Here is a 25687-nt window from a genome sequence, read left to right on the forward strand (position 1 = left end):
ACTTATAATAAAAACATATTAACGTGTCATCTTACGGAGATTAATGATAGTCATGACTTCTCATAATTCTAATCATCATTCGGATCACAGTCATAGTCACGGTCATAAGCCCGTTCACGATCATAATCCTCCTCACTTTCATGATGAACCTGAAGCCCGTGATATGAGCAAACAGCGAAAAACCCTACTGTTTAGCTTTATCTTAATTACGGTATTTATGTTGGTGGAGGCCGCGGGTGGTGTCTTAACAAACAGTTTGGCTCTGTTGTCAGATGCAGGTCATATGTTATCTGATGCGGTTGCGCTAGGGGCTACTTTATTGGCCTTTAAAATTGGCGAAAAAGAAGCCAATAACCAGAAGACGTATGGCTATAAACGATTTGAAATTCTGGTCGCGGGTGCCAATGGGGCGACTTTAATCATCATCTCCCTGATGATCGTTTGGGAAGCTATTGGACGCTTCTCTTCACCGCCTGACATTGCCTCAAAAGGCATGTTAATTATTGCCACCATTGGTTTAACCGTTAACTTAATAGTGGCCTATATGCTGCACCGTGGTGGTGCTTCTCACAGTCATGACCATGAAGATCCTGAATCAGGTGTCCAGAACCTTAACATGCACAGTGCTTATCTACATGTGTTGGGCGACTTACTGGGTTCAGTAGCTGCCATTATTGCGGCACTAGCGATGATGTGGATGGGCTGGTGGTGGGCTGACCCCGTCGCCTCTATAATCGTGGCTGTTTTGATTTTAGTGAGTGGTTATAGAGTGGTAAAAGCCTCTACCCATATCTTAATGGAGGGTACTCCAGAAGAGATTTCATTGGATGAAGTGAAACAGACTATCGAGTCTCATGATCACATCATTACCGTTCACGATTTGCATATTTGGACTATTACCAGTGGTCTTCACGCTTTATCTTGTCACGTGGTAGTCGATGGCGACATGCGTATCTTACAGGCCAGTGAATTGATTCATGAGCTTGAGCATAGCTTAGAAGAGCTGGGTATTAACCATACAACCATACAAGTTGAGTCTATTGAGCATCCGCATAACAGACTTGATGCCATTGTTTGCTCTTTGGAAGAAGCAGATAGCATGGCTGGTGGTCATAGTCATTTAGGTCATAGCCATCATTGATAACGTTAAGACCTACTGATGTTTAATATCTACTGAAATATATTGATATAGGCACCTATTACACAAATAGGTGCCTTATTTTTATCTATGTTAATTATGAAACGATTTTTTATAGAGATAATGTAGTAAAGGATAGAACAACCACACTATTGCAAAAAGGATGATACCTACCGCAGCAATCATCATTGCAAAACGTATAAACATATCTAATGGCATACTGCCTATCCAAATTTCAGGCGCTATGGTGGGCCCCATTGTAGAGGCAAAAGCTAAATAAAAGGCAAACAAACACAGACCCATAGCCAATACTAATTTTATAAAGGTAAGCAAGATAATAGCTAGTATGGTATCGCCGTCTTTGTAGTTAAGTATTTTGAGCACACCATCCTTCTTCTACGGATTCACTTTAGCCAACTACCTATAATCAGTCTGAACAATGTCTCAGTGCCAATAAGCTACTGTAAAAAAGCATTGTAAAGCAGCCTAACTGATTGTGTTGTTATTTTGATTGCTCTAACCTTTGACGAATGGACGCCATCTCTTCTAAGTATTGTTCAGGTGTTATGCCCAAAACATTAAATAACTCAATTAGAAATTCAGGCGAGCTATAAAAGGCATCGATGTAACTCCCATCTAACCCTAAATTCGGGCTACACAATACATAACGCAGGCGATCTATCGCAGCAATACTATGCTTAGCAGGATATCCCATGGCTTTTATGATTTGAGGGGCATGAAAATGCTGCACTTTCATTTCATTAACGATAAGTTTAGCCAAGTCGCATTGGGGGGTATAGCGCCGAGTATATTGAAAAGTACCACAAGCAGAAGTAACGGAAGAGGATGTAGACATTTTGAAACTCCTAAAACTCCGACCATAAATAAGACGTATCAGGCACAGATTACCCAGTCGGAGTATAGGCTCTTGCGCTTTACCAGAGTTATTTTATATCGTGCTGGAAGTTGCAGTGATAATGGTTTTTGATGAGACCCTATCAATTAAACCCACGATGTTAGCTTGTTATACTATCATAAAGTGCCTACTGAATAAATAACGCTAAACAAATAACAAAGCAGGCTATTTTGATAAGCGTTTATTTATTCAGCGACGCAAGCCATTATATTGATGGTATATCTTGGTCTAGACCAAAATAAGACCAACGACCGAACCATTACAAAATATTATTGTAAGGTATTAATGGGCACTTTTAGATAACGAACCCCATTATCTTCAGGCTCTGGAAATTCGCCTGCTCTTATATTGACTTGTACTGACGGTATAATCAATCTAGGCATCTCTAATGTGGCGTCACGCTCTGTTCGCATTTTGGCAAACTCAGCTTGACTGATACCGTCGCGCACATGGATGTTTTCCGCTTTTTCAGCAGCCACTGTGGTTACCGGGCAGTGTTCCCGACCTTCAGGCGGATAGTCATGACAAAGGTAGATTTCAGTATCGCCCGGAAGAGATAGGATTTTTTGAATAGAGTGATATAAGTCATTTACATCCCCACCAGGGAAGTCGACTCGCGCGGTACCCACATCAGGGGCAAACAAAGTATCTCCAACAAATATTGCCAGGCTTCGTTCACTGTCTGTGGTGTCCTCAGCGATATAAGCCATGTCTGCTGGGGTGTGGCCAGGGACATGGATGACGCTAAGCTTAATATTACCTAGCATAAACTCTGTACCCTCTTCCGTCAGTTGGTCGAATTGACTGGCATCTGTTTTGAAGTAATTATCTAGATTGAAGACTTCTTTAAAAATCTTCTGCACTTCAGTGATATGCTTGCCGATGACGAGTTGCCCACCTAGCGCTTGCTTAATATGTGGCGCAGCACTTAAATGATCAGCATGGGCATGTGTTTCAATAATATACTGTAAGGTTAGGCCTTGCTGTTTCACATAGTCAATGACGCGATCGGCAGACCTAGTACCCGTGTGCGCTGACTTAAAGTCGTAATCCAATACAGGATCAATAATGGCACACAATTTATTGGTTTCATCGATTAATACGTGAGTATAAGTCTCCGTATCCTCATGTAAAAATGACTTAACTTGCATAAGGGTTGTCCTTTTATCTAATATGGGTAACTGTTATCAGCTATCGGCGATTAATTTCTATTCTTGAATGTGGTCTTCTAAATTCTTCAAACATCACACAACATTATACTTAAAAATATTATAAATATAAGTATAGTTACCGTAGCTTACTTTATCAAATGAGACATATAAAAAAAGCTGGCAGATGCCAGCTTCTTTTATGACTTAAATCGAGACTACCTTGAACAAGGCAATGTAGACTAGAATAACACGCGAACGCGAATGGTCTCTTTAATATCTCTCAACTTATCTAAGGCTTCTTGAGAGTTACGGTTGTCTACATCCATAACTAAATAACCCACATCACCTTCAGTCATTAAGCTTTGCGCTAGAATGTTAATACCGGCACTGGCAAATGAGCTGTTAATTTGTGATAGAACACCTGGTACGTTTTTATGAATATGCAATAAACGGTGTGAGCCTTCTTTCACAGGAACACTAACTTCAGGGAAGTTCACTGATGTTGTGGTATCGCCTGCGTCTGAGTATCTAACAAACTTCTCAGCCACTTCTAAGCCGATATTGGCTTGTGCTTCTTGAGTTGATCCACCAATGTGTGGGGTCAAGATAACGTTGTCAAATTTACGCAGTGGTGATTCAAATTCTTCTTCTGCAGACTTAGGCTCTTTCGGGAACACGTCAATTGCAGCGCCTAAAATTCGACCTGATTCTAAAGCAGCAGCTAAGTCATCAATCTCAACACAGGTGCCTCGGGCGGCGTTAATGAAGTAACTGCCCTCTTTCATTAAATCAAACTGCTCTTTTTTCATCATATAACGGGTGCTAGGTAGATCTGGCACATGCAGTGTCACAATATCGGCGTTCTGTAATAATTCTTCTAGGCTACCTACTTGTACTGCATTACCCAAAGGTAACTTAGTCATAACGTCGTGATAAATAACCTTCATACCTAAGCTTTCAGCCAATACTGACAATTGAGAGCCAATTGAGCCATAGCCGACAATACCCATCACTTTACCACGAACTTCGTGAGAGTTTTTAGCAGACTTACCCCAGCCACCACGGTGAACTACCGTACTCTTCTCTGGGATACCACGGTACAACATAATCGCTTCTGCCAATACCAATTCAGCCACTGAACGGGTATTAGAATAAGGGGCATTAAATACAGGAATACCAAACTCACGAGCAGCTTCTAAATCAACTTGGTTGGTACCAATACAGAAACAACCAATCGCAATCAACTTCTCTGCTTTCTCAAGAATGTCGCGCGTTAACTGAGTGCGTGAGCGAATACCGATAAAATGAGCGTCTTTAATTTTCTCTGCTAATTCATCAGGATCTAAAGCATGCGATAGGTATTCAATATTAGTGTAACCCGCATCATTTAAAACTTTAAGTGAGTTTTCGTGTAAGCCCTCTAGCAGTAAAAAACGTATTTTATCTTTCTCAAGCGATAATGCCATGTCTTTGCCCTTATTTTGATGGGTTGTTAGGTAAGAACCTTATCCGGTGCTAATCTATAAATTCTACTTTAAGTGTAACTTTATAGGTGAAACTTTATAAGTCATAAAAAGCGTTAAATTAACTAATATGACGGTAGTGAGCCACAAAAAATCCAGCTTCTTTAAAAGTAAAGTCAATTTATTGTGACTTACATACTCTATTAGCACTATGTCATAATAGAACTATCTTATAACATATTTAATTATTTTGGCAGACTAAATTATGAATAAAGGCCTGCCAAATGCGACTATAATAACAAACTTCCAGTTATGCTATTTATCGCAGCCGCTGTATTTTAGTTTTTAATTATTTTATATCCTAAACTTCTGTAGAGACCAATATGACTGCATCCAATACTGTAAATAATGCTTCTCCAGCCCATGAACTGGCACACAGCTCAGATCAATCCCCCATTGATGCCCCGCAGCTTTCAAAAGATACTGCTATAGACTCTACAGCCTTGAACACTCTACTCACTGCTTTAACAGCCTCTCATGGCTTTGAAGACAATCAAATTAAAACAGATGGTGAAAGTTTAGAGCATTGGGGTAAAGACTGGACCAAGCATTTTGCACCTGCGCCCTCAGCGATTGTGTTTCCTAAATCCACCGAACAAGTTCAAGCGGTGGTGAAATTGGCCAATGAGCATGGCATCGTGGTTACCCCAAGTGGCGGTCGTACAGGCCTGTCAGCCGGTGCAGTGGCCAGCAACGGTGAAATTGTGGTCAGTCTGGATAAAATGAATAAAATCGGTCAGTTTTTTGCCGCTGATAGAATGGTTGAAATTGAAGCGGGGGTTATCACCGAACAGCTACAGCAGTTTGCAGAAGACAAAGGCTTATATTATCCCGTAGACTTTGCCTCAGCAGGCTCTAGCCAAATTGGGGGTAACATCGGTACCAATGCTGGCGGTATCAAAGTGATTCGCTATGGTATGACCCGCAACTGGATATTAGGCTTAACCGTGGTGACGGGTAACGGTGATATTTTAGAGCTGAACCGCGGTATGATCAAAAACGCTACTGGTTACGACTTACGCCATTTATTTATCGGCGCTGAAGGCACGTTAGGGATTGTCACCAAAGCACAAATTAAACTTGAGCGTGCACCGCAAGATTTGACGGTGATGGTATTTGGTATGGAAGAGTTTGAGCATGTCATGAATGTGCTGTCTGCTTTTCAATCTCAAATTGACCTAACTGCCTTTGAATTCTTTGATGAGGTGGCCATTGAAAAGCTGATGGCGACCGGTCATGTGCAGCAGCCTTTTGAAGCACGTACCAAATACTATGCGCTACTAGAGTTCGAAGCGCCGTATGAGCCTATTATGGACAAAGCCATGGCCATGTTTGAACAGTGCATGGAAAACGGCTGGATTGTCGATGGTGTCATGAGTCAAAGTATTGCTCAAGCAGCTGAGCTGTGGAAACTGCGCGAGTATATTTCGGAAACTATCTCAGTATTTACCCCATATAAAAACGATGTGTCAGTATTAATTAGCTACGTGCCTGAATTTATTAAAGACATCGAATCGGTGGTAAACGCCAACTATCCGGACTTCGAGATTTGCTGGTTTGGTCATATCGGTGATGGTAACCTGCACCTAAATATCTTAAAGCCTGATAACTTATCTAAAGATGAGTTTTTTGAGAAATGTCAAAGTGTTAATGATTTGGTGTTCAGCACTGTCCAAAAATATGGCGGTTCAGTGTCTGCCGAGCATGGTGTTGGTATGACTAAAAAGCCTTATTTAGAATACAGTCGCAGTCATACTGAGATTGAATACCTAAAAGCGCTGAAGAAGGTGTTTGATCCAAAGGGTATTATGAACCGTGGCAAAATCTTTGATATTTAATGCGTGCGATCTGTAATGTGTTAGTCATAGTTAAATAATCAAAGCTAAACTGCCCGCTTGTTGACGATTTACTTAAACCATAAATCGCCTTAAATAAGTGGCAGTTTTAAACCTTGTTACCATTAAAAAAGACGCCTATAGGGTAATGCCAGTCAGTTAAGGCAAAAACTCAATAAAAGTAATAAAATAGCCTATCTAATAAGTAGATGGGCTATTTTACTATGAGACTACAAGACGCTATTAATGAGACGCATAAAAGGATTCCAGACACCCTAGAACAATTTAGTGAATTAATAGACCCTGAGTGGATACAGCAGGCTTTAGAATATACGGGCAAAGCGAGCATTAGAAGACGTAAGCTACCTGCCGAACACGTTGTTTGGATAGTCATCGGCACAGCTTTATATCGTAACCGTTCAATTTGGTATATCACAGAGCAAATGCGGCTTAATATAGACTCACAGGCCTGCGTACCCAGCGCTGTGGTACAAGCGAGACAACGCCTCGGGCATGAGCCTCTAAAGCAGCTATTTCATCAACTAAGTGCTCACTACCAAACAGAATCACGAGCCCAGCAGCAAGACTTCATGGGACTTAGCGTCCAAGCTGTAGATGGCGTCGTATACTCACTCCCATCCACTGATGAGAACCTTCAGCACTTTAGCTCAAGCAAAGGCAGAACTAAAGAGGCGCCCTATCCCCAAATGCGTTCGGTATGTCTGATCAATACTGACACGCATGAGATCATTGACACAACCCTTGCAGATATGGGTCAAGGAGAGATCACCTTAGCCCGTCAGCTAAATGTTCAAGACAACAGCATTACGCTCTTTGATAGAGCCTATTTCTCAGCAGACCTACTTATCAGTTGGCAACAAGCCCATCCAAACAGTCACTGGCTCATGCGGGCTAAAGATAATCTGCGTTACACTGTGATTGAAACCTTTAGTGAAGGGGACTACTTAATACAAATGCCCGTCTCTCCTCAGGCACAAAAGAAAAATCCAAACCTACCCGATACTTGGCAAGCTCGATTAATTGAGTGTCGTTATGAGGGTAAGACAAGACGATACATCACCTCTTTAATAGATGATAAACGCTTTACTAAGGATAAAGTGGCACAGCTTTACTTGCAGCGCTGGGAGATCGAGATGGCTTTTAGGGAAATTAAGTCTGATTTACAGCAGGGGCTGTTGTTAAGAAGTAAGCTGCCACAGCTTGTATTACAAGAATTCTGGGGGCTTATGATTGCTTATAATCTGATAAGACGTTTGATGCGATATATGGCTCTTAGAGCTAAGGTTAGCCCTCTACGAATTAGCTTTCATATGGCGTCTATTACGATTGTTGATCTGTTACGGTTTGCACCTTTACAGGCTGCAGGACTCTTCCCTAAGTTGTTAGATGCACTTTTAGAGGAAGGAAAATTGTTTGTTATTCCTGAACGCAGAAAGCGATCTTGCCCGAGGGTGGTTAAGGGTAAGCCACAAAAATATCCCAAAAAAAATACCAGTCAGCCTTAACTGACTGGCATTACGCCTATAGGGCGTCTTTTTTTTGAAAGCTAATTTTTTAAAACTATTTTAACAGAATAAAAATAGCAAAAATGAGCAATATGCTAAGAACACCTTGTACCAAGATAAAAGCTTGGTGTGGTCCCACGAAGTGTTGAATCATATTTCCTAAAGCATTTAAAGTAATACCTGACTCTTGTACATGTGGCGGTGTTTCAATTTTTCGAATGGCTTGTAAAAATTCTTCAGTATTTTCCTCATTCCACTTATTGGGTTTAAAAGGTAAGAACTTAGACAAAGTGTCAGCTTGCTTCTTAGTCTCAGGAGACCATAGCCAACGCTCTAAAAACATTAGGCGCATACCCCAGTTTTCAAAATCACGATGAACAATAGGTTTTATCAGCAATATTCGCGGTTTTCCATGTCGACTGTCATCGAATATATCTTGCACCAAAGGCAGCAATACTTCTTTTCTACCTTCAAGACATTGAAGGAAATTTCCATCGCCATAACAAAGTATGCCAGTGATACCATTCTGTTGATTATACTTGCGCGCTTCTCGTTCGACGGTATTGAAAATAGCAGGCTTGAAACGGCTTTTAAAAGTCAAACGGCTGACATAGACCAAGCGAATGAGCGCATCGTCTTTAATATTATTTAGCGTATTAACCGTATTGTATTCGTGAAGAGGCATAATTCGAGTCCTTAGCATGCGTCATAGTCTTGAACCCAAAGCAGCATTAAAATAAGACATACATGATTTAATGTTAATCATACAATAAATTACTATTTTTATATAGCAATTAACAATATAAATAAATCGCTAACTTATGCATAAACCAACAAAAATGGTTAATACTAGTTATTGAAATCTCTCCTAACCTATCCATCCTACTATTTAATCGATAAGAATTAATTCACAACAAAAATCAATACTTTACAATTCTTCATTTTTTATACCCTACCTAGCCTTTATAATATGGTCTTCATAATATGTTTCATAAATTTGTTCTTTATTGCCACTCAATTGGCAAAGCGTATTCTGGCTTTATAGACTAACTTCTATAAGTCTGTGGTTCCCTTATTTAGAGACGTAAGCATCTACATATTTAAATTATTAACCTTAATTGAGTGATTGGCATTTAAAACTTAGCCTTTAATATTTAGACGCCTAATAATTAAGCGCTCATTTAATCTACAAAACCTGAAATCCAAATGCCCTTAACATTTAATTCGCGTGACGAGTAACCCCATGACCCAAAAAACTGAAGACTTTCACCTAAAAATAGCTGAAATTAAGAAAAAAGATTACCCTCAATTGAAGACCTTAATGGACCGTGTGTATGTCAGCTTAGGCGGTGCTTGGTCTAAAACCACTATAAACACCTTAATTGACTCGTTCCCTGAAGGCCAAATTGCTTTATTCGACCACGATAAGCTTATCGGTATGGTATTAACCATGCGTGTTAATTATCAAAGATTCTCTAACCCACATACCTATGACGACTTATTAGGTCAACGTGAAATTATCAAAGACGACCCAGAAGGTGATGCGTTATATGGGATTGATGCCCTTATTGACCCTGATTACCGTGGCTATCGTCTAGGACGTCGCCTGTATGATGCGCGTAAAGAGCTATGTCGTCAGATGAACTTCCGAGCTATTTTGGCAGGGGGCCGAATTCCTAAATATCATAACTATCAAGATATGACCCCTGGCGAATATATTGATGCGGTAGAAAATCGTGAGATATATGACCCCACGTTGTCTTTTCAGTTGTCAAACGGCTTTATTGTTAAACGTATCTTGACCGGATATCTGCCTGATGATAAACAGTCGAAAGGATTTGCCACGCTGCTAGAATGGGCCAATATCTACTATGAACCTCAAGATTATAAGCCTAATGCTCGTAAAACCGATGTGCGTATTGGTGGTATTCAATGGCAAATGCGTGAAGTAGAGTCTCCTGAAGAGCTGCTACAACAAGTGGAATTCTTCGTGGACATCATGGCAGATTATAATGCTGACTTTGCTTGCCTGCCTGAATTCTTCAACGCCCCATTAATGGGACTGTGTGAGTCAACGGATCAAAACATTGCGATTCGATTTTTGGCCGACTATACCGAATGGTTTAAAAACGAGATTTCAAACTTAGCGGTCAGTTATAACGTTAACGTCATTACCGGCTCAATGCCGTTATTTGATAAAGAGACAGAAGTATTATATAACGTCAGTTATCTGTGTCGCCGCGACGGTACGGTAGAAGAGCAACGCAAAATTCATATTACCCCGCATGAACGTAGTGCTTGGGTAATTGAAGGTGGTAACAAGGTACAAGTATTCGATACCGATGCAGGTCGTATTGGGATTTTAGTTTGTTATGATGTAGAGTTCCCTGAGCTTGCCCGCCTATTGGCATTAGAGGACATGGATATCTTGTTTGTTCCTTTCTGGACAGATACCAAAAACGGCTACTTACGCGTTCGTCATTGTGCTCAGGCACGTGCCATTGAAAACGAATGCTATGTGATGATTTGCGGCTCTGTGGGTAACCTACCTCAGGTAGAAAGCTTAGACATTCAATATGCTCAGTCTTCAGTATTCTCACCTTCTGATTTTGCTTTCCCGCATGATGCTATTATGGCTGAGACCACACCCAATACGGAAATGGTCTTCTTCTCTGACTTAGACTTAGATAAACTTATTCATGTGCGTAACGAAGGGTCTGTCAACAACCTTAAAGATCGCCGTGATGATATCTTTACGCTGAAATGGAAGAAAAAAGCCAAGCAATCTGTGGAAAATAGCTCGCCAGAAGAGTTGAAGCAAAACTCTCATAGTGTAAGAGAGGGTGTGCCTTTACATGATAGAGCCACTAAACCTTCATAACTTAAAGTTTATGGCTCATTGCTTATGAGTATTCTCATAAGTCATTGACCCATCTGGCTGGTTCAAATAACCGACAGGCCCTAACCCAGGATTAAACGTGACTGACCTGCAACGTACCAAGAAGAGTTCTCAAACGACGTCCCCAGAATCCCAAGCCTTAAAGGGCTCAAAGGAGTCTGGGTCAAAGCCAAAAGCGCTCTCTTGGTTGTTGTCAGGACTTAAGTACTTGTTGATATTTGCGGTTATATATACGGTGATTAACTGGTGGCGACAGCCTATTATGCCAGCGAATCCTGAGTTGACATTAACAGACTATCAAGGACAGGTGGTGGATATTGAGGCACTGAGCTACCAGTCTCCAGTATTGGTTTATTTTTGGGGAACTTGGTGCCCTATCTGTAGCACCACCTCGCCGAAGGTAAATGCTTTGGCTGAATCACAAACTTATCCTGTAGTAACCATTGCCACTCAATCAGGTAGTAATCAAGATATTGAGCAGTTTATGACACAACACGGCTACTCATTTACTACCATAAATGATGAATCGGGAGAGATATTCAGCGATTGGCAGGGCCAGGTTACTCCCTCTTATGTGGTTCTTAAAGACGGTGAAATGACCCAGGGTTTAACCGGTATCCAACCTGAGTGGTCGCTTAAGTTAAGACTCTGGCTGTCCTCTTTATTTTAATCTCTTTACTCTAAAATTTATTAATCAGTGATGATTGATAAACATTTTAGGTCGGTAATGATTACTCACTATAATAGCTATCATTCTGGCGTAACCACCAGTTCATATTATTCTGACGTTTCGCTCTAAAGTCCTCAAGTTTAATAGCCGCCTTGGTATTATGCCGCCTTAAAGTATCTAGCCCAAATAATATAGGCACACTGACCAATACCCCATGACGTAGTCGAGACTTAGGCAATCCCAGTCCATCACTGATGTCATCACCGACAAGCGTACGGGTCACACTAGCATTCACCAATTCTACAAACCTACCCTTTCTATTGTCCTCACCCATAATTTGTGACGGCAATCTATGCAGCGCATCCGCCAAAGGCTTACCTACCTCAAAATCTAAATGCTGCGTCGCCAAATAGGTATAAAGCCAAGTCCAACAGTCAGTTTCATTTTCAGGTAAGCGTTTTAAATCAATGCCCATCCACCAACTGGCCAAGTGCCACAGATGTAGGATACCTTTGGCTTCCTCTTTGCTAATTCTTGCCCCTAATATTCTTAGGCCACGCATAATAAGCAGTGAAAATTGCAAATGAGTGGCCACCATATCGGTTTGATTAATAGGTATGCCCCAATAGGCGCTATCCCAACCGTCCTCAGTAAGCTTTTGACGTACTATGGCATGTATTTGACGCACGTTGATGCTCTGACGCCACCCTTCACTACCGATAGCCAATACTGTTTGGGCTCCATTAAGATCAGGGTGCTCTGAAACTGCCAAAATATAAGAGTAGGTACGCATCAACCTAGGCAATGCATCGTGAACCAATGCACCTGTCTTAATGAGAGGAAGTGACAAAGCGGGAATACTATATCCTGCCATTAAGGAAACATTTCTTAGCAACCAAATCAACATTAAGGGATAGCGTCGATAAGCTATGGCGCCAATTTCGGCCAAGTCTGGGTCAAACCATTCTGGATGACTAGAAAATTGAGTAGCCAGCTGCTGAAAATTAGGGTTGTCCGTTAAGTTATTACTTAAGTCTGAGTCAATGATTGATTCATTCATTGATCCATTGGTTGATTCAGTAATTAAAACATTATTAGACTCAACATTTGAATGAATGGATTCAGCTTGGGGAGATTTATTGAGAATATAAGCTTGCAGTGGTTTGGCAAACTTTTGGTTTTTCGCAAGCAACCTGTCGACCACTGGATCACCGATATCATACCCCGCAGCCATTTCTTCCAGGAGTGCTGAAGATACTGTGAAGTCCTTTGGTAATAAGAATTTGCGAATTCGTCTTAACACTTCTAGCTCAGCATGCTGAGTTATCTCTGTGGTACGACCATGCTTTCGAATCATTGAGTTACTCATGTTGGTTTTACCCTATCGGATATAAAAGCAATAACCCCTATTATTTCATTGTTTATTTTACTTTGTCATGGCAACACTCTACTTATACCCCCTTAAATTCGTCTATAATACATTTCCTTACAATACTACTATCAATTTCTCTATTAACGTCACTAATACAGCAATGTAACCCTCACACTAAGGACTACCTATGGACCCTCGCCCTGTGGATACCCCCACTTCCCACACAGTAGAACCCGCTCCTTTATATGAATATGATCCTGACTTTAGTAATGGAAAATGGTTCCCAAACTGGAAACCCTTCCAAGGTGATTTAGACCAACATGCTGTGGCCATTAATGAGTATTTACCACCTGGTAAGAGTGTGATGCTTGGGGTACAACATACCTTTGCTATGTTTGGGGCGACGGTGTTGGCTCCTTTATTGATGGGCTTCGATGTCAACCTTGCCATCTTGATGTCCGGCATTTGTACCATCTTGTTCTTCATCATCACTGGCGGGCGCATGCCAAGCTATCTAGGGTCAAGCTTTGCCTTTATCGGCCCTGTAATTGCTGCTACAGCCTATGCAGGAAGCGGCCCCAATACCAACTTAAATGTGGCATTAGGTGCCATTATGGTGTGTGGTATTATCTATGCACTAGTAGGTCTACTGGTCATGAAAGTAGGCACCAACTGGATTGAGAAATTAATGCCGCCTATCGTGACAGGCGCTATTGTGATGATTATCGGTCTTAACCTTGCTCCAGTGACTGTACAAGGTGTCTCTGCCAATCAATTTGATGCTTGGATGGCGACATTAACAGTGGTACTCATTAGTAGCGTGGCGATATTTACTCGCGGTATGTTGCGTCGTCTGCTACTGCTTGTGGGCTTAATCCTATCCTATATCATCTATTATCTTGTGTCTAATGTGATGGGCTTTGGCACCCCTATCGACTTTAGCCATGTGCAACAAGCGGCTTGGTTTGGTCTGCCTAGCACACATAAGCCAGAATTTAGTTTAGACGCTATTATCCTTATTGCCCCTATCGCTTTTATTTTAGTGGCAGAAAACTTAGGGCATTTTAAAGCGGTAGAAGGCATGACTAAGTCTCATGTGACCCCTTATATCGGACGCGGCTTCTTAGCAGATGGCTTAGCCACTACGTTATCTTCAGGATTCGGCGGAACGGGTGTGACCACTTATGCCGAAAACATTGGGGTAATGGCAGTAACCAAGGTATACAGTACGACCATCTTTGTTATGGCGGGCATTGTGGCTATATTTTTGGGATTATCGCCTAAATTTGGTGCTATTGTACAAAGCATTCCAGCTGCCTTACTTGGGGGTGCCTCTATCGTTGTCTTTGGTCTGATTGCTGTGTCTGGTGTGAAAATCTGGATAGATAACAAAATCGATTTTAGTAAAAATAACAACCTAATAATTGCAGCTGTAACCGTAATTATGGGTGCCGGTAACTTCAGTCTTCATCTAGGCGGCTTTGACTTAGGCGGTATTGGTACGGCTACTTTAGCGGCTATTTTATTAAATGCCTTTTTCAACCGTGAGATTGCCAATAAACGAGTTTAGTTATTATTAGCCAGTCATTATTGGCTTAGCCATCTTTAAACTGCAGATAAGGGTCCTTGAATGGCTCAATAAAAAGCCCACTTTAAACTGTGGGCTTTTTTAGGGCTATCTACTTTCGCCACTTGATAGTACTATTTACAATGATATTTACTGGGGTTATCTGCGTCGATAAAACTTTGAAAAAAATCGATAGCGGCGTAGCTTCGCTGATTGCTCAAGGGACTTCGGCTTTAGTGAGCCTAAATAAATAGCAAACATGGTCAACCCCGCCCCCGTCCACTGTAACGTATTAATGGGTTTGTCTAACCAAAAATAATCAATAATCAGAGCCGCTACTGGCTCGCTCAATAATAATAGCCCGGTTAATGCCAGCGACAACTTAGGTATTGAATAGGCAATTAAACCCCAAGCCAAACACTGCATCACCGTGCCATAAACGATAATCCAACCTAACTCAGACAAAGAATTGGGCAATATACTGCCCCAATCAAATAAAAACATCGGAATGAGCATGGCCACACTACCGCCGATACTAATCCGCTGCATTAATATGAATATAGGCGTCGGTGAGGTTTGATGGGTCAAGCGAATAAAGGTCATTGAGGCCGCTAACATGCTGGCCGAAACAATACCCGTCACAAAGCCATAAGCGGCATGATTATTATTGGCAAACTCCGGACTGGCAATAAACACCACGCCTGCTAAGGCAATTACCAAACTTATCAATTGCAAGATAGTTTGACGCTCTTTGAATATCAAAAAGCCTAAAGCGGCTAAGAAGAATATCTGTAAGCTGTTTAATAGGGTCGATATACCAGGGCCTACCGCATAAATACTCTCGTGCCACAATGCCAAATCTAAGCCCAAAAAAGCACCAGACAATAACGTATAAAAAAACGCTTTTTTATTTTTTTTGCTGTCGCTGTTGGCCGGCATTTTTTGACCAAACACGGTGGCCAATACCGTAAATACTATACCCGATATTGCCAAACGCCAAAAAGCCATGGCATACCCACCCACTTCAACGTGGGCCACAATAAGGCTACCTAGCCCGAATATAATACACCCTATAATCAGCCCTATGGCTGGCAGCTGAGGGTTGTCCTTAACTTTTATCATAAATTAACCTAGCACCATTCACTTTATCTATCCTAATACATAGGGTGTTTATTATTCGTTGTTACTCTATCTCACCATTTAGGCAAAATACCAGTTTACAGCAGATTTAGTTGATTACTGCTAAGTATACCCTCACAGAGCCGATAGCGGACACCGTTTCAAAAATATATTAACTTTTCAAATATATTAATCCTCAAAATATATTAATTACCAACCATCAGCTTTTTCTTTCATTAAATTTATAGTCATACTGAGTTTTAAAGTTAATCGTGAAATAGATGATAAATCCTTGAATTTCAGGTATTGTTTTCATTGGCAAACTTCTATAAAGTTTTTTAGAGTAGATATACCCTATTTTAAGTAAAGAACATCATTTATAGTCAGTCAAACAATAAAGAAGGTTACACCACCAAATTAGCTATTTTTAACGCAAGCTGTGAACTCAAGGAAACCAAAATGCCATCGAATAACGACGTATTACGCTCGCGCGTTAGACTTTTAGGGTCATTTTTAGGCGAAGCAATCGCTCGTCAGTCAGGGGAAGACACCGTCCGTACTATTGAAGCCTTACGCAAAGGATTTATTCAAGAGCGCCGTGCCCCCAATGCCCAAAATAAGCAACAGCTGATAGAGCTGATTGCCTCTTTAGACAATAAGACTCTACAAAACGTTATTCGTGGCTTTTCAATTTACTTTTTTTTGGCCAACCTTACTGAAGAAAACTTTTTGCGAGAAGAGCGTCGTCTCCTAAAAGAACAATCTTCACAATTTTGGGAAGGTTCGTTCCGACATACCTTGTTAGGGTGTAAAGAGCGTCACATTGAAGCAGAACAAATCAAAGAGCTTATTGACCAATTAAAATTTATACCAGTATTTACCGCGCACCCTACAGAAGCGCGTCGCCGAACTACCATGAACATCCTGCAGACTTTATATGCGCACAGTACGGCATTAAATGAGTTACCTGAAGGCAGTATGGCCTATGAAGAGGCCAAACAAAAAACGGCTGAGACTATTGATTTGTTATGGTCCTCAGATGAAGTTCGGACACGCAAGCCTTTGGTTTATGATGAAATTAATAATGGTTTGCACTATTTCAACGCCAGTTTGTTTACCGCCATCCCTCAGGTTTATCGCAATATAAAAAATGCCATTGTTGATATCTATCCAGAATTAACAGATTATGCCCTACCCGCTTTCTTGCGCTTTGGTTCGTGGATTGGCGGCGATAGAGATGGCAACCCATTTGTCACCCATGAAACCACGGAAATGGCAGTACTGATGCATGCCAATACCGTACTGCGTCATTACCGCGTTATGCTCAAAAAACTACGCCGTGAGCTGATTCATAGTGATACCATTGTCACCATCGCTCCTGAAGTATATGAGCGTATTAAGTCATATAGTGACCTGGATCAGAGGGTGTTTTTATACAACCCGGAAGACTACAATCACGAGCCTTATCGTAGACTATTGTCTATTATCTTAGCGAAAGTCACCGCCACCAATGACTACATTCAAAGCCAAGGTAATGACTCAGCAGCAGCTAAAGATGCGTACCTAAGCCCTCAACAGCTAATCGATGATCTACGTCTTATCCGTGAAAGTCTGCGCACTCATGATCAGGCCCATTCACAAGGTCAGCTGCTAGATATAATCCGCTTGGTTAAGACTTGCGGCTTCCACTTGGCTTCTTTAGATATTCGTCAAGATTCAGCTTATCATGGTGAGGTCATCGCTGATATTTTTGACAGCGCCTCCAACCTACCCGATTATCGCAAACTTAGTGAAGAAGAGCGTCAACAATGGTTGACTCGTTTGCTTGAAAAACCAGGCACGCCACTTATTTATACCGATAATTTAAAAGACCAGACCCGAGAACAATTGGCGCTAATGCACTCTATCGCTAAATTAAGAAAGCTAGTGGGTGAGAATACGTTTGGTAGCTATATTATTTCGATGACCAACAATGCCAGTCAACTGTTAGAGGTCTTGTTATTAATGCGTTTTGCGGGGCTGTCTGGTATCGATAGCGAAGGTCATTTATTTGCTGCATTGCCAGTGGCTCCCTTATTTGAAACCATCGATGACCTAAAAAATATCGATAAAATTATGCCTACTGTCTTGGATAACCCTCTTTATCGTCAGCTACTACAAGGGTCTGATAATACCCAAGAGATTATGTTGGGATATTCTGATTCTTCTAAAGATGGCGGTATTATTACTTCCGCTTGGCAGCTTTATAGTGCGCAGCAAACCATTACTGATATCGCTCAAAAGTACGGCATTCATACCCGTCTTTTCCATGGCCGTGGGGGTTCTGTTAGCCGCGGTGGTGGCTCAACCCACCAAGCAATCGCCGCTCAGCCAGTGGGTACCTTAAATGGCCAAATCAAATTTACTGAGCAAGGCGAAGTGCTTTATGCAAAATACGCCAATCCAGATACTGCCGTATTTGAACTAACCATGGGAATTACGGGTGCTTTAAAGGCCAGCTCTTCAAGATTTGTGGAACAGCCCAAACAACTGGCCAGTTATGAGTCGTTGTTTGCCCGCTTAGCTGAAGCAGGTGAAAATCAATACCGTGCCTTAACTGATAATACTGAAGGCTTCTACAAATTTTATTCTCAGGCAACTCCTGTACAGGAAATTTCTTTGCTCAATATCGGCTCACGTCCTGCCCACCGTAAAAAAGGACTGCCTAGCAAATCAACTATCCGTGCCATTCCTTGGGTATTTGGTTGGTCGTTGGCCCGTTTTACACTGCCCGCTTGGTATGGTGTCGGTAGTGCGCTAGACAGTGTTAAGCAAGATGAAGCATTGATGCGAGAAATGAATGACAACTGGCCATTCTTTAAAGCCTTTATCAGCAATATTGAAATGGCTTTTACCAAGTCAGAAATGAGTATTGCCCGTGCTTACAGTCAGCTCTGTGAAGATGAGACGCTACGTGAAACGGTCATGCAAGCAGTGATTAAGGAGCATGAACTTACTGAGTCAGGACTAAATTCTCTATTACAGCAGCAGTCTTTGTTGTCAGGTCAACAAGAGTTGGCAAGCTCTCTTGAATGGCGTAATGCTTATCTTGACCCAATGAATTATATCCAAATTGAGCTATTAAAACGGTTACGCCTTCAAAATAGTGATTCTACCGATAATACTGACATCGAGGTAAAAGACGGCCTAGCAGTAGAAGACCCCTTAATCCGCAGTATCAATGCCTTGGCCGCTGGCTTACGTAATACGGGCTAATCTCTCGCTTTAAACTACAAATATTGTTTTAAAATGTTGGTATTGTCCTAAGATATTAATATAAAAAAGGCCCATCACAAAAGTGATGGGCCTTTTAAAATTTGCTAAACTTGTATCGGATTAATTAATACTAATTTCTATCCAATGCGAGTTTAAACTTACTGTGCAGCAGCGGCTTGAGCAGCAGCAACTTCAGCAGCGAAGTCTTCTTGTTTTTTCTCAATACCTTCGCCAACTTCAAAGCGTACGAAGTTTTTAACCGTTACGCCTTCAGATTTAAGAACATCACCAACTTTCTTGTCGTTGTCCATTACATAGGCCTGACGAACCAATACTACTTCGTCTAGGTACTTACGTAGGCTACCTTCAATCATTTTTTCAACGATGTTGTCAGGCTTGCCTGATTCACGTGCTTTGGCTTCAGCGATGTCTTTTTCACGTGCCAATACTTCAGCAGGTACGTCAGTATCGTTAGCAGCAACTGGGTTGAATGCAGCGATGTGCATCGCTAAGCTCTTACCAGTTTCTTCGCTACCGCCTTCAGTTGATACCACAACACCGATACGTAGACCATGACGGTAAGAAGCTAGGTTATCACCTTCAACGATTTGTGCACGACGTACTTGGATGTTTTCACCGATTTTTTGAACTAGAGAAACACGTGCTTCTTCAACAGTTTGACCATTACCATAGTCAAGCTCAGAGATAGTCGCTACGTCAGTAGTGTTGTTAGCTAGTGCTAATTCAGCTACTTTGTTAGCAAATTCAGTGAAGTTATCATCTTTAGCAACGAAGTCAGTTTGGCAGTTTACTTCTACTAGGATTGCTTTATTGCCTTCTTGAGCGATAACGATTGCGCCATCAGCTGCAATATTACCTGCTTTTTTAGCGGCTTTAGCTTGACCTGATTTACGTAGGTTGTCGATCGCTTGCTCAACATCACCACCAGTTTCTTCAAGGGCTTTTTTACATTCCATCATGCCAAGACCAGTACGGTCACGAAGCTCTTTTACTAATTTAGCAGAAATATTAGACATAGTTTTTCCTCTATTTGAGTAGTTATGGGGTATAGCTTATTGAATATATTATTTAATTAATTGCGCAGTGTAAGATTATAAAATGACAAGGGCATGACGAGGGTTTCCACATCATGCCGCAATAAGTCATAGAATACTTATGAGATTAGGTAACGGCTTATGGTAATACCGTTTTTTAGTACTCAGCTTTACAAGCTTCATTACTGTATTGTCAATAACGTGTTACCTAATTCATTACTTCTGCTTGTTACTTAAATTATTCAGCTGAGTCAGCTTCAGGTGCAGCAGCTTCTTCAGTTTGAACTTCTTCAGCAGGAGCTTCAGTAGCAGCAGCGCCACCGGCTTGTGTTTTAGCGTATTCTTTACCAGCGATGATTGCATCAGCCATACGAGTAACATATAAAGTTACAGCACGGATAGCATCGTCGTTAGCTGGGATAATGTAATCAACGTTGTCTGGGTTTGAGTTAGTATCAACGATACCGATTACTGGAATACCTAAGTTTTTAGCTTCTTTAATGGCGATAGCTTCGTGGTCAACGTCCACAACGAAGATAGCGTCAGGTAGACCGCCCATGTTTTTGATACCACCTAAAGAGCGCTCTAATTTTTCCATTGCACGAGTACGCTCTAACGCTTCACGCTTAGTTAGCTTAGCGAAAGTACCGTCTTCAGCTTGTTTTTCTAGCTCTTTTAAACGGTTGATTGACTGACGTAAAGTTTTCCAGTTAGTCAACATACCGCCTAACCAGCGATGATCAACGTATGGCATGCCAGCACGTAAAGCTTGCTCACGGATCACACCACTTGCTGCACGTTTAGTACCAACAAATAATACTTTGTTGTTTTTAGCCGCTAGACCGTTAACGTAAGTTAATGCTTCGTTGAACGCTTTAACAGTGTGCTCAAGGTTGATGATATGAATTTTGTTACGGGCACCAAAGATATATTGGTTCATTTTTGGGTTCCAAAAACGAGTTTGGTGACCGAAGTGAGCGCCCGCTTGTAGAAGGTCGCGCATTGGCATATTAGTTGGACTATTTGACATTTGAATTCCTTAGAAAATTGGGTTATGCCTCCACACTGCAAAAATCACCGATCTATCGACACGCATTCACTACTTTCTACAAAAGCCTTATTAAATCAGCTCTTTCAAAAAACAGTAAATTAGTCAAGCCGATAAACACCCAGCAATTCTTTAACGCAATGTGTGTGTCATTGGTTAAATAAATTAATCTACAGTTTACTTTTTCATTTCTGCTTTAATTTAATTAGTACAAAACAGAAAAATAAAATGAGGTGCATATTTTACCATACTATATATAAATATAGAAGAGTCAGTGAGGTGTTGAGCACAGGTAATATTTCAGTCTAATATGCATTGTTTATCATTATTTTTACCATCCTAAACTGTTGATTTTATGGAAAAATACTATGGGACTTTGCGATCTATATCGTTTCGAATATTGAAAACGGTTTAAGAAGATAACAAACCCACTACGGACCGAAATTATTTGTCTTAATTATTTACGTCTCCGAACTTTTACATAAGGTGTTAGTTACAAGTAGATAGTTACAAGGAATTAGTCATACAGATCACACAGGTAAAGGTTATACAGTGCCTATCTCAAAGCTAAAGTTGTTAACATTCGCATAAATTAAATCGCTATAGGGCTATGTTATAATGTCGCCTTACTGTAGTAAGTAGCTTTATCCATTCTACTTTGTAAACCATGTTTTCTACCTTTTAATTATCTTGCTTTTAATCATTTTGCTAGCTTTTACTAATTCTTTTGTTAGCTATCTCTTAATGCAATTTAATTTTTGATATATCTTTTAACTCAATTTAGAACAAAAATATTATGAATAAACCAGACGATTTAATACTTGGCCCTGAAGCCATTGAAAAAATGCGAGTTGCCGGTAAACTGGCCAGTGATTTGCTAGTACTCCTTGATGAGCATGTTAAAGAAGGCGTGAGTACAGAGGCGCTAAACCAGATTGCTCATGAATTCACCCTACAAAACGGGGCAATTCCTGCGCCATTAAACTATGGACAACCGCCTTTCCCTAAATCAATTTGTACCTCAGTAAACCATGTGGTTTGTCACGGTATCCCCTCAGAAACTAAAATCTTAAAAGACGGCGACATTATTAATATTGATGTTACTGTTATTAAAGATGGTTATTATGGTGATACGTCAAAAATGTGGATTATTGGCGAAGGGTCAATTATGGCCCAACGTATCTGTGATGTGGCTCAAAAAGCCTTATACGCTGGTATGAGTGTGGTGAAAAATGGCGCTCATTTAGGCGATATTGGTGCTGCTATTCAAGAAGTGGTTGAACCTGAACGTTTTAGTATTGTTCGTGAGTTTTGTGGTCATGGTATTAGTAATACCTTTCATCATGAGCCTCAAGTGTTGCATTACGGACGTAAAGGCACTGGTATGGAATTAAAAACAGGTATGACCTTCACCATTGAGCCTATGATTAACCAAGGCACATGGAAGACTAAAGTCTTACCAGATCAGTGGACCGCAATTACCAAAGACCGTAAGTTATCAGCACAGTGGGAACATACCTTAATGGTAACCGATAATGGCTGTGAAGTATTTACCACACGACCTGAAGAAGACTTAAGCTTTTTAACTGCTTAATTCACAAAAAAAGACTGCTTAGGCAGTCTTTTTTTTGGTGAAAATGATGCCAACTCTCGTAACATAGCTCTATACTGTTATGGCTCTACACTGTAATAGTTTTATACTCTCTCAGTTAAGCGTCTTTTTAGATAAAGCCAGAGCTAGCGTATACTCACCCTCTTACTTAGACCGCGTTTGGATTTCAATATGTTTATTGCCGACTCAACCGACACTTTAATTACTGAGTTACCCGACCTATCAAATGTCTCCTCAAACCAGTCCAGAAACTTGGGTATCCCTGACTGGCTAAAGCAGATCGAAGACGATATTTCGGTCGCCTTGGCGAAAGGAGTAGACATCAGAAGCTTGGTTGAAGCACGGGCTGAAGCCATTGACAGTCTATTGATTGAACTATTTAAACTACACGACCTACAACAAACTGAGTTGGCTTTGTTTGCCGTAGGTGGCTATGGACGTGGTGAGCTGTCTCCTTACTCTGATGTGGATATTCTATTACTGTCTCCTGATGATTTAGATAAAAACACCAGTCAAAAAGTAGACGCCTTCGTGGCCCGGCTTTGGGACATAGGGATTGAACCAGGTCTGGCAGTACGCAGTATAAAAGACTGCTTTCAAGTGGCGACAGACATAACTGTGGCAACCAACCTTCTTGAAGGGCGTCTGTTGGCAGGTAACGAGACACTTCGCAACGTACCTAATGAAATTGTGCAGCAGCTTTGGTCTCAGAAAGACTTTTATGAAGCTAAAATGGCAGAAGCCCGTGCCCGTCATTTGCGTCATAACGACACCGAATATAACCTTGAGCCGGACATTAAAAAGTCGCCGGGTGGTCTACGTGATATCCACACAATTGGCTGGATAACCAAGCGTTACTTTAGAATTGGTAAGCTCTACGACTTGGTTCCTCAAGAGTTTCTGACCGAAAGAGAATTTGACGAGCTGATGTTTGCAGAGGGCTTTTTATGGCGGATTCGTCATCATTTGCATCGCTTAACGGGCCGTAACGAAAACAAATTACTTTTTGATTATCAAAGAGAAATTGCCGAACGTATGGGCTATCATGCAGAGCCAGACGATGAGCCAAACGCAGCAGTCGAAGCTTTCATGCGTGACTACTACCGCTGCGCCATGCAAATATCAACGCTTTCTGAGATGTTAACTGCCCATTATTATGAGACTTTAATTGAGGCACGACTGCCTGAATCAGAGCGTCCCAAAAGATCGGTACTCAATGCCCGATTCAATCAAGTTGGCGATCATATCGCTATGGCCCACCATCATGTCTTTGCTCAGCATCCTGAAGCAATTTTAGAGATGTTCTTATTAATGGGTCAGCATGGTATTAAGTATATTCGCACTCGTACTCTGCGTGCATTGAAGATTGCTGCTAGAGGTATTGACCAGAACTACCGCGAAAATGAACGCCATAAACAGTTGTTTTTGGACAACCTAAAAGAGCAGAACTACTTATATCAGCGCCTGCGTATTATGAAGCGCTATGGGGTATTGGCTAATTATTTACCTCAATTTGCCAATCTAGTAGGCTTGATGCAATACGATTTATTCCATCGCTATACCGTCGATGCCCATATCTTATTATTGGTGCGTATGTTGCATCGCTTCACTGACCCTAAATACAAAGATGATTTTGCGTTGGTCAGTTCTATTTATAAACGTATTGAACGTAAGGAAATCATCGTATTAGCGGCCATCTTCCATGATATCGCCAAAGGGCGTGGCGGTGATCACAGTGAGCTCGGAGAAATTGATGCCATAGAGTTTTGCTTAAGTCACGGCATGAGTGAAGCCGATGCCAAACTAATCGGTTGGTTAACCCGCTACCACCTATTAATGTCAATGACGGCGCAAAAACAAGATATCTCCGATCCTGAAGTGGTGACTCGATTTGCCAATCTTGTCGGCAACGTCACCCATCTAAACCATTTATATGTGTTAACGGTCGCTGATATGAACGCGACCAACCCTCAACTCTGGAACAGTTGGCGTGCTAGCTTGATGAAGCAGCTTTACATCCAAACACGTCGCATTTTACGTGCAGATTTAGATGCACCAACCAACCGTCAAGAAATGATTGCCACTACCCGTCAACAAGCATTGGCCATGCTCGACAAGGTAGACAATCAGCATATGAACCGTGATGAAGTGTTGGCGCTATGGGATGAGTTAGGCGATGAGTATTTCTTACGAGAAATCCCTGAAGCCATCATGTGGCATACCGAAGCCATATTGAATCACCCGCCCATTGGTAAGGCATCAGACGCCAGTAGCGAGCCATTGATTGTATTGCGTGAGCACAGAGAGTTAGCCCTTGATGCGGTACAGATATTTATTTACACCCAAAATCAAGCCAATCTCTTTGCGGTCACAATGGCCGTATTTGATCAAATGAATTTGGACGTTCTTGATGCCCGAATTATTACGGCCACCCGTGATTTCGCTTTGGACTCTTACGTGCTATTGGACCGACACGGTACTTTGCTAACCGATCCTGAGTCTCGAGAAGAATTAAGTCGCCGCTTGATTGAAGCATTTAAGAACCCTGAAAGTCCAAAGCTGGTACAAAAACGTCTACCCCGTCGACTAAAGAACTTTCAAGTACCAACCACTATTGATTTTAACTATAATGAAGCGAGTCATCAGCATGTTATGAGTCTAACCACATTAGACCAACCTGGCTTATTGGCACGTATTGGACAAGTGTTTTTGAATGAAGGTATCGAGGTACATGCGGCCCGTATTACCACTTTAGGAGAGCGTGCTGAAGACATGTTCTATATCAGTGATATTGGGGATGCTATGCTCAGTGATACCAAATTAGAGCGATTAAAAAATACTTTGATAGAAGTGCTTACCCCGAATAATTAGTTAAACTCAAGGTAACTGAATTATTAGATGCTGGGATATTGCCAGTATCTGAACTGGGGTCTCGACTTAGTTTTCTTTATGTTTAATTATGGCTAACTAAATAGCTGAATGATTAAATGACTGTGGTATT

The 25687-nt window shown here is 41.2% G+C and carries 17 protein-coding genes; 9 read left to right on the forward strand and 8 right to left on the reverse strand.

From position 1 onward, the window contains the following. Positions 1 to 43 precede the first annotated feature (43 nt). Entirely contained in the window at positions 44 to 1141 is a 1098-nt protein-coding gene (locus tag LK453_RS00865) for a cation diffusion facilitator family transporter (RefSeq protein WP_288775163.1), read from the forward strand. A 499-nt stretch (positions 1142 to 1640) separates the two neighbouring features. On the opposite strand, the gene LK453_RS00870 is transcribed toward LK453_RS00865, so the two are convergent. The 3 genes from LK453_RS00870 to serA all read right to left on the reverse strand — a co-directional run bounded on the left by LK453_RS00870 (position 1641) and on the right by serA (position 4671). Beyond that, on the reverse strand, positions 1641 to 1994 hold the full coding sequence (locus LK453_RS00870; RefSeq protein WP_227674360.1) for a hypothetical protein: 354 nt from the start codon (positions 1992 to 1994) through the stop codon (positions 1641 to 1643). Positions 1995 to 2323: 329 nt separating this feature from the next. Next, entirely contained in the window at positions 2324 to 3205 is an 882-nt protein-coding gene (locus tag LK453_RS00875; protein WP_201537749.1) for an MBL fold metallo-hydrolase, read from the reverse strand. A 239-nt stretch (positions 3206 to 3444) separates the two neighbouring features. After that, positions 3445 to 4671: a phosphoglycerate dehydrogenase gene (gene serA, locus LK453_RS00880; RefSeq protein ID WP_201529177.1), complete on the reverse strand. Its 1227-nt coding sequence runs from the start codon at positions 4669 to 4671 to the stop codon at positions 3445 to 3447. A 380-nt stretch (positions 4672 to 5051) separates the two neighbouring features. On the opposite strand from serA, the gene LK453_RS00885 reads away from it, so the two are divergent. Together LK453_RS00885 and LK453_RS00890 are read left to right on the forward strand one after the other, a co-directional pair. Then, entirely contained in the window at positions 5052 to 6566 is a 1515-nt protein-coding gene (locus LK453_RS00885) for an FAD-binding oxidoreductase (protein ID WP_201537751.1), read from the forward strand. 221 nt (positions 6567 to 6787) lie between these two features. Next, a complete protein-coding gene (locus tag LK453_RS00890) occupies positions 6788 to 8089 on the forward strand; it encodes an IS4 family transposase (RefSeq protein ID WP_227945142.1) in 1302 nt (433 codons plus the stop codon). Between the two features lie 55 nt (positions 8090 to 8144). On the opposite strand, the gene LK453_RS00895 is transcribed toward LK453_RS00890, so the two are convergent. Beyond that, positions 8145 to 8774: a BLUF domain-containing protein gene (locus LK453_RS00895; RefSeq protein ID WP_201537273.1), complete on the reverse strand. Its 630-nt coding sequence runs from the start codon at positions 8772 to 8774 to the stop codon at positions 8145 to 8147. A gap of 558 nt (positions 8775 to 9332) precedes the next feature. Between LK453_RS00895 and LK453_RS00900 the strand changes: the two genes are divergently transcribed. Together LK453_RS00900 and LK453_RS00905 are read left to right on the forward strand one after the other, a co-directional pair. After that, a complete protein-coding gene (locus LK453_RS00900; protein WP_201541604.1) occupies positions 9333 to 10970 on the forward strand; it encodes a carbon-nitrogen hydrolase family protein in 1638 nt (545 codons plus the stop codon). Positions 10971 to 11067: 97 nt separating this feature from the next. Continuing rightward, entirely contained in the window at positions 11068 to 11658 is a 591-nt protein-coding gene (locus LK453_RS00905) for a protein disulfide oxidoreductase (RefSeq protein WP_201537267.1), read from the forward strand. Between the two features lie 61 nt (positions 11659 to 11719). Here the strand turns inward: LK453_RS00905 and LK453_RS00910 are convergent, their stop codons facing one another. Beyond that, the gene (locus LK453_RS00910) at positions 11720 to 13027 is read right to left on the reverse strand and encodes an oxygenase MpaB family protein (protein ID WP_201537264.1); all 1308 of its coding nucleotides are present in this window, start codon (positions 13025 to 13027) and stop codon (positions 11720 to 11722) included. A gap of 190 nt (positions 13028 to 13217) precedes the next feature. Between LK453_RS00910 and LK453_RS00915 the strand changes: the two genes are divergently transcribed. Continuing rightward, complete coding sequence (locus LK453_RS00915; protein WP_201537261.1) at positions 13218 to 14600, forward strand: solute carrier family 23 protein; 1383 nt, start codon at positions 13218 to 13220, stop codon at positions 14598 to 14600. Positions 14601 to 14756: 156 nt separating this feature from the next. Here the strand turns inward: LK453_RS00915 and LK453_RS00920 are convergent, their stop codons facing one another. Continuing rightward, entirely contained in the window at positions 14757 to 15719 is a 963-nt protein-coding gene (locus LK453_RS00920; RefSeq protein WP_201526576.1) for a DMT family transporter, read from the reverse strand. A 456-nt stretch (positions 15720 to 16175) separates the two neighbouring features. Between LK453_RS00920 and ppc the strand changes: the two genes are divergently transcribed. Next, on the forward strand, positions 16176 to 18971 hold the full coding sequence (gene ppc / locus LK453_RS00925) for a phosphoenolpyruvate carboxylase (protein ID WP_201537258.1): 2796 nt from the start codon (positions 16176 to 16178) through the stop codon (positions 18969 to 18971). 158 nt (positions 18972 to 19129) lie between these two features. On the opposite strand, the gene tsf is transcribed toward ppc, so the two are convergent. Together tsf and rpsB are read right to left on the reverse strand one after the other, a co-directional pair. Then, on the reverse strand, positions 19130 to 20008 hold the full coding sequence (gene tsf / locus LK453_RS00930) for a translation elongation factor Ts (protein WP_007394111.1): 879 nt from the start codon (positions 20006 to 20008) through the stop codon (positions 19130 to 19132). A gap of 256 nt (positions 20009 to 20264) precedes the next feature. Next, positions 20265 to 21056: a 30S ribosomal protein S2 gene (gene rpsB, locus LK453_RS00935; RefSeq protein WP_201526580.1), complete on the reverse strand. Its 792-nt coding sequence runs from the start codon at positions 21054 to 21056 to the stop codon at positions 20265 to 20267. 814 nt (positions 21057 to 21870) lie between these two features. Between rpsB and map the strand changes: the two genes are divergently transcribed. Continuing rightward, positions 21871 to 22668: a type I methionyl aminopeptidase gene (gene map / locus LK453_RS00940; protein WP_007394113.1), complete on the forward strand. Its 798-nt coding sequence runs from the start codon at positions 21871 to 21873 to the stop codon at positions 22666 to 22668. Between the two features lie 189 nt (positions 22669 to 22857). Further along, a complete protein-coding gene (gene glnD / locus LK453_RS00945; RefSeq protein WP_201541606.1) occupies positions 22858 to 25557 on the forward strand; it encodes a [protein-PII] uridylyltransferase in 2700 nt (899 codons plus the stop codon). The last annotated feature ends 130 nt before the right edge of the window (positions 25558 to 25687 follow it).

Origin of the sequence: Psychrobacter sanguinis, from assembly GCF_020736705.1 — a bacterium.
Lineage (GTDB): Bacteria > Pseudomonadota > Gammaproteobacteria > Pseudomonadales > Moraxellaceae > Psychrobacter > Psychrobacter sanguinis.